This window comes from Saliphagus sp. LR7 (assembly GCF_003344565.1).
Lineage (GTDB): Archaea > Halobacteriota > Halobacteria > Halobacteriales > Natrialbaceae > Saliphagus > Saliphagus infecundisoli.
Genome location: NZ_QPND01000003.1, coordinates 309,404 through 321,557, shown reverse-complemented (window position 1 = coordinate 321,557; position 12,154 = coordinate 309,404). Strand labels below are relative to the sequence as shown.

Sequence of the window (12,154 nt, the reverse complement as noted above, 5' to 3'; positions counted from 1 at the left end):
TTACTGATCGAACGTCCTCCTGACGCCCGTCGTGGCCGTCTCGATGGCCTCCTCGGGCGTGATGTTGCCCGTTCGCATGTCGTCTAAGGGCTGGTAGATCGCCTCCATGTACTCCTGGACGTTCGGCGTCGCGGGCGGACGGATGTACTGTCCGGAGTCGACCATCCCGTAGAACGTCTCGAGGGTCTTATCCCAGGTGTCCGAGTCGCGGAGCTGGTCGCTCTCGATGGCCGCCTGGCTCGCAGGGAGGTGGCCGGCGTCGTACCCCCACCTGGCGTTGAACTCCTGGGTGAGCAGCCGGATGAACTCGATCGCGTCCTCGAGTCCTTCCTGGCCGCGTTCCTCGCTCTCGGGGATGATCAGCATGTGGCTGTCCCCGACCGTCACGGGGTCGTCGGCGCCGGGCATGACGAACGGCTCGGCCATGCCGAACTCGAACCCGGCCTCGCGGACGACGCTGATGTGCCACGTGCCCTCGATCTTCATCCCGACCTCACCCCGGTTCCAGGCGTTCCAGCCGGTGTCGGGATCGGTGGGTGCCCACTCGTGTTCGTGGACCCAGTCGTACATCTCCTGGACGACGGCCCTCCCGCTTTCGGTGTCGATGGCGGGCTCGTACTCCTCGGTGATGAGCTGGCCGCCGAGCCCGTGTACCATCATCCGCATCGTCTCGGCGCCGTTTACTCCCCCCGGGTAGTCAAAGGCCCAGTAGTCGGTGTTCTCGGCGATGGTGCGTGCGGCCTCGGCGAAGCGTTCGGGCGTGTTCGGCGGCTCCTCCGGATCGAGCCCGACCTCCTCGAAGATCTCCTTGTTGTAGTAGAGTCCGAACGGGTGTGTATCGAGGGGGACGGCGAGCTGTTCGCCGTCGACGACCCCGCCCTGGGCGAACTCCTCGAGGTAGGGGTCGGTCCCGATTTCGTCGGTCACGGGGACGAGACTGTCCTGATAGACCATCATCATTCGGGAGTGCATCACCGCGACATCGGGGGGATTGCCGCCGACCATCGAGGTGTAGAGCCGGCTGTAGTGTTCGTCCCACGGGACCCGCTGGCGGTTGACCTGGAGGTCGTACTCGCCGCTCTCGTTTATCCCGTCCACCATCGACTCCATGGTTGCGCCGTCGCCGCCGCCGAACAGCGTCCAGTACTCGATTCCCTCCTGGGCGCTGCCGACGTACCCCGTACAGCCGGCGAGGCCGGCGAGGCCGGCGGCGCCGCCGGCCTGAAGGAGTCCGCGGCGGCTCACCCGGCAGCGATCGGTCGTGTCTGGGGGAAGCCCGATCCGCTCCCCGATCTCGTCCGGTGGCATACGAGCACACCAATTAAACATGAACGTATATACGTTGCGATGGAACACGGCCCACGCGAACACGCCACAGGATTCGCGCCGGCTCAGAGCGCGCTGTCGGCGAACCCGCCGTCGACGGTCAGCACCTCTCCCGTGACGAACGAGGCGGCGTCGCTGGCGAGGTAGATCGCCGCCCCGACCAGCTCCTCGCGGTCGCCGACCCGGCCCAGCGGCGTCCGCTCGTCGATCGTCCGCCGTTTCTCGGTTCCCTCGGCGTACGTGTCCTCGTTCTGGGGCGTGATGAAGAAGCCGGGCGCGATCGCGTTCACCCGGATCTCGGGCGCGAGTTCCTTCGCCGACGCGCGGGTCAGCGCCTCGACGCCGCCTTTCGCTGCGGTGTAGGCCGGGAGGTCGGCCATCGCGAGCCGCGCGGTCAGCGACGAGATGTTGATGATGGCCCCTTCCCCCATCGCGGGCGCGAACGTCTGGGTCACCCGCCGGACGCCGTCGAGGGCGACGCTCGTGACGAACTCCCAGTCGTCGTCCTCGATATCCAGAAGGGCTTTCCGGCTGATCGCCCCCTGGGAGGCGACGACGGCGTCGATCCCGCCGAGTTCCGCCTCGGCCGTCTCCCGGAGCTCCTCCAGGGAGTCGCCGTCGGTGACGTCACAGGTCACGCGCGTGGTGTCTGCGCCGTGGCTCTCGATGAGATCGGCGGTCTCGGAGACGGCGTCCGCGCCCCGGCTCGAGGCGATCACGTCGGCGCCGTCGGCGGCGTAGCCGACCGACATCGCCCGTCCCAGCCCGCTCGTGCCGCCGACGACCACGATTCGCTTTCCCGCGACCGACACCGGCGTGTGAGTATAGTCCTCCATACGCGGGCATTCATCGGGGTCGAAAAGAACGTTCGGGTCCTCCGCGGGTCACGACGATGGGGGATCCACCGAAGCTATAACCCTCGCGTACGGACCGGGGCACATGCGCGGACTCGCCAAGACCGACCGTACCGAGGGCGCGATGGAACTGATCGACGTCGACCGTCCCGAGCCCGGACCGGGCGAGGCGCTCGTCGAGGTCGCCTACGCCGGCCTCTGTGGCAGCGACGCCGGCATCTACGAGTTCGAATCGGCCTTCGAACGGATGGAACTGCCGACGATCATCGGCCACGAGTACGCGGGAACGGTCGTCGAAACCGGCACCGACGTGGCCGAGTACGAGGTCGGCGACCGCGTCGTCGAACGCCCGATCCGGGGCTGTGGGGAGTGTTACCAGTGTCGGATCGGCGAGGAGAACGTCTGTCGGAACTCGACCATCACCGGCGTCGATCACCACGGCGCGTACACCCAGTTCGTCGCCGTTCCCGAAGGCGCGCTCCATCCGATCCCCGACGGCCTCGCGCTCGCGGACGCCGCCATCGTCGAGCCCACGAGCATCGGTGCCCGTGCGGTCATCCAGAACTCCCGGACGAGTCCCGGCGACCGCGTGCTCGTGGCGGGTCCCGGCCCGATCGGCCAACTCACCGCCCAGATCGCCCGCGCTCAGGGCGGCGACGTCGCCGTCGCGGGCGTCGGCCAGGACGCGGAGTACCGCCTTCCCCTCGCAGAGGAGTTGGGCTTCGACACGATCAACGTCGAGGAGGCAGACCTCGACGCGATCCGCGAGGAGCGCACCGACGGCGTCGGCTACGACGTCGTCTTCGACACGACGGGTCATCCCTCGGGGCTGACGATGGCCGTCGACGAGGTCCGCAAGGGTGGCCAGATCGTCCTCGTCGGCCAGACCGGCGAGACCACGATGCCGTACTCGCCGCTCGTGCGAGGGGAGATCGACCTCCAGTGTTCGTACGCCTCGATGTACGAGGACTTCGAGCGCTCGCTTCGCATGATCGATTCGGGCACCGTCGACACCGACAGCTTCGTCGACGACCGCTTCTCGCTTCTGGAGGCGGACGACGCCTTCGAGGCGTTCGTCGCCGGCCAAACGTGTAAACCCCGGTTCGACGTCTCTGAACTTCACGCCTGATCGGTCCGTCCGTTCTCCGGTTCTTCTCACACGGAACGCCGCCTCCGACACAGCGATCGCTGGCAGACGTGAACACGAAACGGAAACGATGGGATTACGACAGCGAGAGCGTCGCGACCGACGCTGCCGGCAGCTCGACCGTTACGGTACCTCCGTCGAGGTCGGCGTCGAGATCCGCGGGTTCGAACTCGGCGGCGTTGTCCTTGCTGACCTCCGCCTTGGGGTCTTGGTCGCCGAAGAGGAGTTGGCCCTCGACGGCTTCGGGATCGGTTCCCTCGAGAGAGACCGTCACCGTGTGGTCCTCCCGGCAGTCGCGGTTGGTGAGGGTGACGAACGTGCCGTCGTCGCCGGTCGAGGCCGACCCGCCGACCAGCGGGAGTTCCTCGTCGTCCTCGAGTTCGCGCGAGGGGGTGTCGACGGTCGTGCGGACACCCTCGTTGCCCTTGTGGGGGGCATAGGCGTCGAAGACGTGGTAGGTCGGGCGGGCCCACGCCTCCTCGGCGTCGGTCTCGACGAGACACTGGAGGACGTTGATCGTCTGGGCGATGTTCGTCATCGTCACGACGTCGCTGTGATCGTTGAACACGTCGAGGACCACCGCCGCCGACAGGGCGTCGAGTGCGGTGCCGGGTTGTTCGAGCCCGTTCTCGGAGACGGCTTCCGTGTGCCAGGCGCCCCACTCGTCGATGATCACGCCGATGTCCCGCGTCGTCGCGACCGCGTTGATCGCGCCCGCGATCCGGGTGATGTGGTCGTCCATCTCGAGGGCGCCCGCGAGGAACGAGTCGAAATCGTCCTCGTCGGCTTCGGCGACGCTCATCGTCCGCCCGTAGTAGTGATGGAAGGTGAGGTGATCGAGCGGGAAGTCCGCACCCCACGCGGACTTCGAGACCTCCTCCAAGAACCGACGGTTCCACTCGTGGTCCTCGAACCCACACGCGATGAGCTCGAGGTCGTGATCCAACATGAGCCCCGACTGGGTGCCGACGTAGGTCGCAAAGCGGCGGTACTCGCGGGCGTACTGCTCGGGACTCATCCGGCCGCCACAGCCCCAGTTCTCGTTGCCCAGGCCCCAGTACTTCACCTCGTAGGGGTCGTCGTGGCCGTTCTCGCGCCGGCGGTCGGCGAGTTCGGTGTCGCCGTCGTAGTTGCAGTACTCGACCCAGTTCGCCGCTTCCTGGGGATCGCCCGAGCCGACGTTCGCCGCCAGATAGGGTTCGGTGCCGACGTCCTCGCAGAACTGGAGGAACTCGTCGGTGCCGAAGGCGTTCGATTCTTCGGGAAGCTCCTCGGGACCCTGCGCCCAGAAGAGGTTGCGCCGGCGCGGGCGCTCGTCTTTGGGTCCGACGCCGTCCTCCCAGTGGTAGTCGTCGGCGAAACAGCCCCCGGGCCACCGGAGGACGGGGATCTCGAGGTCGGCGAGCAGTTCCTTGACGTCCTCGCGGACGCCCTCGCCGTCGGCCTCGTCGGCCTCCCAGATCCCCTCGTAGATACACCGCCCGAGGTGCTCCGAGAAGTGGCCGTGGGTCTCGGGGTCGATCCGTCCGATCGTCGCGTCGGTATGCACCGTGAACTCTGCGTCCGACATGTGGACTACCGTTTCCCCACACCGATCATAAATGGTCGGGTTCCGGCGGGCGAGCCGCAAGGATAAGGCCGTCGGCCTCGAACCGAGGCCATGGCCCACGCACGCACGAACCGGGACGTCCGACGGCGGCCCCCGAGGTACTCGACCGATCGGCCCCGGACGGGAGGGCGATGAGCGGGGGGACGGACGCTGGCGACCGTCCCGACCGCGAGGGCGAGGTGTTGTACGGCCCGCCGGAGTGGGCGCCGGTCCCCGGCGCGATGTACCCGACGGTCGTTCGGCTCGACCACGACGACCCGGAGACGCTGCTTGCCACCTTCGAGTGCTACGAGACGACCGGGAGCGACGGGACCGAGGAGCCGTTCTTCCCGATCTACCGGAGCACCGACGGCGGCCGGACCTGGAACGAGTTCGCAGAGCTCCGCGACACCCAGCACGGTTGGGGGCTTCGATACCAGCCGGTGCTGTTCGAAGTTCCCGAGCGCCTGGAGGCCTGGGAGACCGGAACCGTCCTCGCGGCGGGCAACGCGATTCCGGCCGACCGCTCGGAGACGAGTATCGACCTCTACGCGAGCGAGGACGGCGGCCGGAGCTGGACCTACGTCAGTACGGTCGCCGCCGGCGGGCGGGCCGTGCCGGGTCGCGGGGAGTCGCCGGTCTGGGACCCCGAACTGGGGGTCGACGCCGACGGAAACCTCGTCTGTTACTTCTCGGACGAGCGCCACTCGGGGAAGGGCTACGACCAGCTCGTCGGCCATCGCGTCAGCGAGGACGGCGGCCGGAGCTGGGGCCCTCAGTCCATCGACGCGGCGATCGACGACGGCGAGTCCCGGCCCGGACGGCCGGTCGTCGAACGGCTGCCGACCGGAGGGTACGTCCTCGCGTTCCACGTCGACGGCCCGACCCACGGCGGTGGCGTCTTCCTGAAGACCTCGCCTAACGGACGCGATTGGGGCGAACCCGACGACCTCGGTGCCCCGGTCAGAACCGACGACGGGCTCCAGCTCAACGAGGGGCCGTACGTGACGTGGGTGCCCGACGGCGCCGGCGGTCGGCTGGTCGCCGCGGGAAAGACCCTCCGGAACCGCCACCGGAACGCCGTCGAAGGGAGCGGGAGCGTCCTGCTCGCGACCGACGATCTCTCGGGCGAGGGGCCCTGGACACCCGTTCGGGCCCCGCTCTCGTTCGCCGACGAACTCGAGACCGGCCACCGGTCGGTCGCCTGGACGACGCCACTCGTTCCCGTCGGCGACCATCTCCTCCAGTGTACCTCGACGTACGCAGCCCACGGCAAGACCGAGATCAGGTACGCCCGGGAACCCCTGGAGACGCTCTTCGAACCCGCCGACATCGCCGGCGAGGAGCGATCGTCCGGCTCGAGCGGCCCCGCCAGTCGGCCCGACCGCGAGGGGAGGGGGTTCCCGGAGCGACCCTCCGGCGAGGACGCGGAACCACACCACGTCAAGTCGATCGTGAAGACCTTCGAGCTGCTCGAGGCCGTCGAACGGGAGGGGCCGATCGGCGTCACCGAACTCGCCGGCCGGACGGGGATCGCAAAGAGCTCGGTCTACAAGTACCTCGACACGCTCCGCCACCTCGGGTTCGTGACGAACGAGGACGGGCAGTACGCGACGTCGCTTCGATTCTTCCGGTTCGGACAGCGGGTCCTCTCGCGGTACGAGATCAACGAGATCGCCCGCCCGCGCATCGAGACCCTCGCCGAACGGATCGGCGAGACGGTGTCGCTGCTCGTCTGCGAGGCGGGTGACGCCGTCTACCTCCAGACGACGGGCGAGGGCGGCCCCGGCGGGATCGAGCCGGGCCACCGGCTCCCGGTCCACCTCTCGACCGGCGGCAAGGCCATCCTCTCGTACCTGCCCGACGACCGCGTCGAGGGGATCCTCGAGGCGGCCGGCGCCGAGGTCGATCGCCGGAGCCTCCGGACCGAACTGGAGCGAGCCCGGGACAACCGGGTCGTCGTCGACCGGAAGACGACGAACCGCCTGGAGTACAGCGCGGGGATGCTCGAGGGAACGCGCCACGGAGCGGGCCAACAGCGCGTCGACGAACGCCTCCGCCGGGTCGCCGTCCCGATCCGGGACGGCGAGGACCGCGCGATCGCCGCGATCGAGGTCGCCGGCCCCGAGTTCGGCGTCGACTCGCGGCGCCTCGAGGAGGACGTCGTTCCGCTGCTGGTCTCGACCGGCAAGTCGATCGAGATCGACCTCCTGAATCGGTGATCTATCGGCTCGTATCTCATTGAGAAACACCCCGATACCGACGGCTTTCCCGGATCCGTCGGCGTCTCTCCGACGTGCCCGACGGCTACGTGACGCCCATACGGCTGTAATACCGGTCGCGTTCGTCGTTTCGTCCCTCATTGAGAAACGACTTCCGGCACGTCGGGCGACCACGGATGCGGATCACCTCGGAAGGGGTCCCACCGGTGGCCCGGCGGGGGGAGACCCGTCGCTCGTCGTCGGTATAACAGTGGTCTCGAGGAACCCGCTGCCGGCGCCCTCCCGGCCGGAAGCGGTCGACACTCCCGGTGCCGGCTACCGGTTGTCGTGCTTCCAGCTGTCGATCGGGACCTGGCCGCCGTCGACGCGGAGCTCGTGGCCGTTGACGTAGTCGCTGGCCGGCGAGGAAAGGAACGTGACCGCGTCGGCGATCTCCTCGGGCTCTGCGTACCGACCGAGGGGGTTCAGCTCCCGGATCTGTTCGTGGGTCTCTGCGGTGAAGTCGTCGGTCATCCGCGTGTTCACCCAGCCCGGCGCGACGGCGTTGACCCGGACGCCCTCCCGGCCCAGCTCGAGGGCCAGTGACTTCGTCAGTCCGAGAAGGCTGTACTTCCCGACGTCGTACTCGGGGGACATCCCGACGCCGTTTTTCGTGTGGATCGAGGTCACGTTCACGATCTTGCCGTAGCCCGCCTCGGCCATCTCGTCGGCGACGGCGTCGATGCAGTTGATCGACCCCCAGAGGTGGACGTCGAGGTTCTCCCCGAACAGCGAGGTGTCGTCGTTCTCGAGGAACGGCCCTGCCGCCCCGATCCCGGCGTTGTTGACGAGGATATCGACCGGTCCCAACTCCTCGCGGACGTCCTCGGCCATCGAATCGACGGCGTCGGCCTCGCTCACGTCGGCGGCGAACGCCGCGGCGGTGCCGCCCGCCTCGGAGATCAGTTCGACCGTCTCCTCGGCGGGTCCGTCCTCGAGATCGTTGACCGCGACGCTGGCGCCGTGGTCGGCCAGCGAGCGTGCGATCGCCCGTCCGTTGCCCCGTCCGGCGCCGGTCACGAGCGCGACGCGATCGGAGAGATCGGTGTCCATGGCGGGCGTTCAACACCCGTCGGGATAGTCGTTTTCCCTGAGGTAGTGGTTCGGCCTGTCCGCCCGTCCGGTATCCCTCGCGTATGGGCGAGCGGCCCGACGACCGGCCCGATACCCGTCGGCCCGTTCTAGTCCGCAGGGAACGCGACCGCTCGACCGGCGAACCCGTCACGCCGACAGCGACCGGTTATCAGAAGTACGTCTTTATCGAATTAGTATATACTTACTGATGTACTACGCCAACCTCCTCCGAACAACACGCTCGAACGCCCTTCGGGACCCAGATCGTGGGAATCGGCCGTCGAAGGGTGCGCGTCCCGAGTCTGAATTCGGGTTCGAAATCGAAAGCATTCGGGGTTCCGGACGGTTCGATCCGGCGCGGACCGCCACCGGTCGGGAGACGACCCGCCCCTTCGAGGCCGGCGCCCCTCGAGCGCGGTTTCTTCGATGAAACTGGGCAGAACTATTCGAATCCATTTCTGTATTCGAATTCGATAGGATTGCTGAGACCGGCGAGCCACGTCGGACCGGAGCGCGGCGGTCGTCGGGGCACCCCGAGGACGGCCCTCGAGTAATCGGTCGTATCCGACCGTCTCGAGCCCCAAAGTCCCGTTACCGCTCGAAACGGCGACCACGAGTTATGCCGCCCAGTGACGAGGACGGATCGGAGACATGACAGCGAACCACCGCACGCCGCCGTCGATCGACCGACCGTCGCGCCGGACCTTCCTGAAGGCGACCGCCGGCACCGGGATCGCTGCGGGACTGGCCGCCACCGGGACCGCCCAGGAGCTCGAAGGAGGCGAGATCGAACTCGGCGGTCTCACCGCCGGCTGGGAGGGCCGGTCGCCCGAGGACATCGCGGGCGAGACGAACCCGACGCTCTCGCTTTCCCCCGGGGAGACGTATACGATCACGTGGGAGAACGTCGACGGCCTCCCCCACGACCTCGTGATCCTCGACGACGCGGGCGAGGAGATCGTCGGGACCGAGATCATGGACGCAGAGGGCGAGACGTTGAGCCTCGAGTTCGAGGCCACGGCGGAGATGGCCGAGTACTACTGCTCGGTCCATCCGACGACGATGCGCGGTTCGATCGAGATCGGCGAGGACGACGCCAACAATGGGGCCGCGAACGAAACCAACGAAACCAACGAGACGGACGGGGAGGACGTCGCGGAGGACGCGACGGAGATCATCGGCGAGGGGCCGACGGTCGGGCTCGAGCGCGTCGCCGAGGGGTTCGTCTCGCCGGTCGGCTTCGAGGTCGCGCCCGGCGAGGACGACCGCTACTACGTCCTGGATCAGCCGGGCCAGATCTACGTCGTCGAGGACGGGACCAGCGAGCTCTTCCTCGATCTCTCGGACCGGATGGTCGACGTCGGCGCCGCGACGGGCGGCGGGTTCGACGAGCGGGGACTGCTGGGGATGGCGTTCCATCCGGAGTACCGGGACAACCGGCGCCTGTTCGTCTACTACAGTGCGCCGCTCCGTGATGGGACGGGAATCGACGCCGGCGATGACCTCCTTGAGGAGGACACCGACGACAACGAGACGGTCGATAACGAAACCGACAACGAAACGACCGAGGGGGAGGACGACGGCGAGGAGGACGACGAAGGGTACAACCATACCGCCGTCCTCGCCGAGTTCGAGGCGACCGGGAACTTCAACTGTGCCGACCCGGACTCCGAGCGAACGCTGCTCGAGGTGCCCGAACCTCAGTTCAATCACAACGGGGGTCCCGTCCTCTTCGGGCCAGACGGCTACCTCTACTGGGCGCTCGGCGACGGCGGCGGCGCCAACGACGACGAGTTCGGCCACGTCGAGGACTGGTACGCAGAGAACGCGGGCGGGAACGGCCAGGACACGACCGAGAACCTCCTGGGCGGGATCCACCGGATCGACGTCGATAGCGAGGGCGACGACGGCGAGCCCTACGGGATCCCCGAGGACAACCCCTTCGTCGGCAGCGACGAGGGGCTGGACGAGTACTTCGCCTGGGGGCTTCGCAACCCCTGGCGGGCGTCGTTCGACGGCGACGGACGGCTGTTCGTCGCCGACGTCGGCCAGAACCTCTTCGAGGAGGTCGATGTCGTCGAGTCGGGCGGCAACTACGGCTGGAACGTTCGGGAGGGCATCGAGTGTTTCAGCACCGAGTCGCCGAACGACCCCCCCGAGGAGTGTCCCACGGAGACGCCGGCGGACGTCCGCGGCGGCGAGCCTCTGATCGATCCGGTCATCCAGTACCCCCACCAGGTCGGCGACGAGACGATCGGAATCTCGATCACCGGCGGCTACGTCTACGAGAACGACACGATCCCCGAACTCCAGGGCACCTACGTCTTCGGCGACTGGAGCGACTCCTTCGGGGCCCCCTCGGGGAACCTGTTTCACTCGCCCGTCGAGGAGTACGAGCCGATCGCGGGCCGCACGGAGGAGGAACTCTGGGACATCAACCGACTCTCGGTCGCGAACGCGCCCGGCGAGGAACTCAGCCGGTTCGTACTCACCTTTGGACAGGACAACGACGGCGAGCTCTACGTCCTGACGACCGCCCGATACAGCGACGGCGAGACCGGCGAAGTGTTCCGGATCGTCCCCGCCGACGAGGGCGAGGAGATCGGCGCCCCAGAGAACCCGATCACGCCCCAGGCCGAGGAGACGGACGACGAGGAGGAAACGGCCAACGAGACCGACAACGAGACGGCGGAAGACGAGACGGAGGAGATCGGTAACGAGACCGCGAACGAGACTGTCAACGAAACCGAAAACGAGACGGTCGGGAACGACACCGGCAACGAGACCATCGGCAGCAACGAGACCGGGAACGAGACGGCCAACGAAACCGAAAACGAGACCGACGACGGAGACGACGGGTTCTGATTCCCCGAGAAGGGGGCGAGAGCCCCCGAACCGTGTTCGGGAACGGGAGATCGAACGCCGTCAACGGGCAATCGACTCGAGGATCAATGACTCGACCGACACGCCGATCGCGACGGAACGCACTCCGGCTGATCGCGGGGTCGGGCGCCGCCGTCCTCGCCGGCTGTGGAGCCCCCGAGAGCGGAGACGATGGTAACGGGGCCGGTCCCGAGGAGGGGGAGGAGCCGGGAGACGACGAAGAGACGGGAGCGGACGAGGAGCGGGAGACGCCGACCGAGGAGGACGGGGAGAGCGACGACGAAACGCAACAGGAGGGGGCCGACGGTGGAGCCGAGGGCGGTGGCGGTGAGGAGAGTGGCAATGAAGACGAAGAGGGAGCCAGTGAGGGGGGAGAAGACGGTGCAGACGGGGACGACGGCACCGGGGACGGCGCCGCAACCGGCGAGTGGACCGAGGGAGACGAGATCGTGCTGGACGGCTTCACCGCCGGCTGGGAGGGCGTCGAGCCCGCGGCGATCGAGGGGGAGACGAACCCGGCGCTCGTCCTGACCGGGGGAGCCGAGTACGACCTCGTCTGGGAGAACGCCGACGGCCAGCCCCACAACATCGAGATCCACGACGACGACGGGGAGATCGTCGACGACTACAGCACCGAGATCGTCGAGGAAGAAGGCGAGACGCAGACGCTCACGATCGAGGCCACGGCGGAGATGGCCGAGTACGTCTGTATCGTCCACCCGACGACCATGGTCGGACCGATCGAGATCGACGACGACGGCTGATCCGCTACTCCCGGTAGTCCGCCCGCCCGGTCGCCGCCCAGTAGGCCTGGGAGACGACCGTGACGGCGAGGATCGCCGCGAGGAGGCCCCCGACCGCGATCCCCGCTCCTCGGCCGAGCAGGTAGCCCGCGAGCGCTCCGCCGACGACGACGAGGACGACCGCGCCGGCGACGAGCTCGAGTACCTCCCGCAGGCTCCGGCGGCTCGTCGACACGTCGACGTACTCCTCTTCGATCCGGTCGATGACGCCCATCGGG

The 12,154-nt window shown here is 67.9% G+C and carries 9 protein-coding genes; 4 read left to right on the top strand and 5 right to left on the bottom strand.

The window, feature by feature from the left end:
- Window positions 1-1,308 (bottom strand): extracellular solute-binding protein, encoded by a 1,308-nt coding sequence (locus DVH23_RS06460; protein WP_114576616.1) that lies wholly within the window; start codon window positions 1,306-1,308, stop codon window positions 1-3.
- Between the two features lie 83 nt (window positions 1,309-1,391).
- On the bottom strand, window positions 1,392-2,162 hold the full coding sequence (locus DVH23_RS06455) for an SDR family NAD(P)-dependent oxidoreductase (protein WP_114576615.1): 771 nt from the start codon (window positions 2,160-2,162) through the stop codon (window positions 1,392-1,394).
- Between the two features lie 103 nt (window positions 2,163-2,265).
- On the opposite strand from DVH23_RS06455, the gene DVH23_RS06450 reads away from it, so the two are divergent.
- Window positions 2,266-3,309 carry a zinc-binding dehydrogenase gene (locus DVH23_RS06450; RefSeq protein WP_114576614.1) on the top strand — a complete coding sequence of 348 codons (1,044 nt, stop codon included), beginning with the start codon at window positions 2,266-2,268 and terminating at the stop codon, window positions 3,307-3,309.
- Between the two features lie 94 nt (window positions 3,310-3,403).
- Here the strand turns inward: DVH23_RS06450 and DVH23_RS06445 are convergent, their stop codons facing one another.
- Entirely contained in the window at window positions 3,404-4,897 is a 1,494-nt protein-coding gene (locus tag DVH23_RS06445; protein WP_114576613.1) for an alpha-N-arabinofuranosidase, read from the bottom strand.
- Between the two features lie 170 nt (window positions 4,898-5,067).
- Between DVH23_RS06445 and DVH23_RS06440 the strand changes: the two genes are divergently transcribed.
- Window positions 5,068-7,137 (top strand): helix-turn-helix domain-containing protein, encoded by a 2,070-nt coding sequence (locus DVH23_RS06440; RefSeq protein ID WP_114576612.1) that lies wholly within the window; start codon window positions 5,068-5,070, stop codon window positions 7,135-7,137.
- A gap of 315 nt (window positions 7,138-7,452) precedes the next feature.
- On the opposite strand, the gene DVH23_RS06435 is transcribed toward DVH23_RS06440, so the two are convergent.
- On the bottom strand, window positions 7,453-8,229 hold the full coding sequence (locus tag DVH23_RS06435) for an SDR family NAD(P)-dependent oxidoreductase (protein ID WP_114576611.1): 777 nt from the start codon (window positions 8,227-8,229) through the stop codon (window positions 7,453-7,455).
- A 672-nt stretch (window positions 8,230-8,901) separates the two neighbouring features.
- On the opposite strand from DVH23_RS06435, the gene DVH23_RS06425 reads away from it, so the two are divergent.
- Complete coding sequence (locus tag DVH23_RS06425) at window positions 8,902-11,115, top strand: PQQ-dependent sugar dehydrogenase (protein WP_114576609.1); 2,214 nt, start codon at window positions 8,902-8,904, stop codon at window positions 11,113-11,115.
- Between the two features lie 86 nt (window positions 11,116-11,201).
- Entirely contained in the window at window positions 11,202-11,897 is a 696-nt protein-coding gene (locus tag DVH23_RS06420) for a plastocyanin/azurin family copper-binding protein (RefSeq protein WP_114576608.1), read from the top strand.
- 4 nt (window positions 11,898-11,901) lie between these two features.
- Here the strand turns inward: DVH23_RS06420 and DVH23_RS06415 are convergent, their stop codons facing one another.
- Window positions 11,902-12,150, bottom strand: coding sequence for a hypothetical protein (locus DVH23_RS06415; RefSeq protein WP_114576607.1), 249 nt, complete (start codon window positions 12,148-12,150; stop codon window positions 11,902-11,904).
- Window positions 12,151-12,154: the final 4 nt, after the last annotated feature.

Excerpts from the sequence above, each read along its gene's own strand:
- DVH23_RS06420 (WP_114576608.1), top strand. The coding sequence starts at position 11,202 with ATGACTCGACCGACACGCCGATCGCGACGGAACGCACTCCGGCTGATC.
- DVH23_RS06415 (WP_114576607.1), bottom strand. The coding sequence starts at position 12,150 with ATGGGCGTCATCGACCGGATCGAAGAGGAGTACGTCGACGTGTCGACG.
- DVH23_RS06460 (WP_114576616.1), bottom strand. The coding sequence starts at position 1,308 with ATGCCACCGGACGAGATCGGGGAGCGGATCGGGCTTCCCCCAGACACG.
- DVH23_RS06450 (WP_114576614.1), top strand. The coding sequence starts at position 2,266 with ATGCGCGGACTCGCCAAGACCGACCGTACCGAGGGCGCGATGGAACTG.
- DVH23_RS06425 (WP_114576609.1), top strand. The coding sequence starts at position 8,902 with ATGACAGCGAACCACCGCACGCCGCCGTCGATCGACCGACCGTCGCGC.
- DVH23_RS06445 (WP_114576613.1), bottom strand. The coding sequence starts at position 4,897 with ATGTCGGACGCAGAGTTCACGGTGCATACCGACGCGACGATCGGACGG.
- DVH23_RS06435 (WP_114576611.1), bottom strand. The coding sequence starts at position 8,229 with ATGGACACCGATCTCTCCGATCGCGTCGCGCTCGTGACCGGCGCCGGA.
- DVH23_RS06440 (WP_114576612.1), top strand. The coding sequence starts at position 5,068 with ATGAGCGGGGGGACGGACGCTGGCGACCGTCCCGACCGCGAGGGCGAG.
- DVH23_RS06455 (WP_114576615.1), bottom strand. The coding sequence starts at position 2,162 with ATGGAGGACTATACTCACACGCCGGTGTCGGTCGCGGGAAAGCGAATC.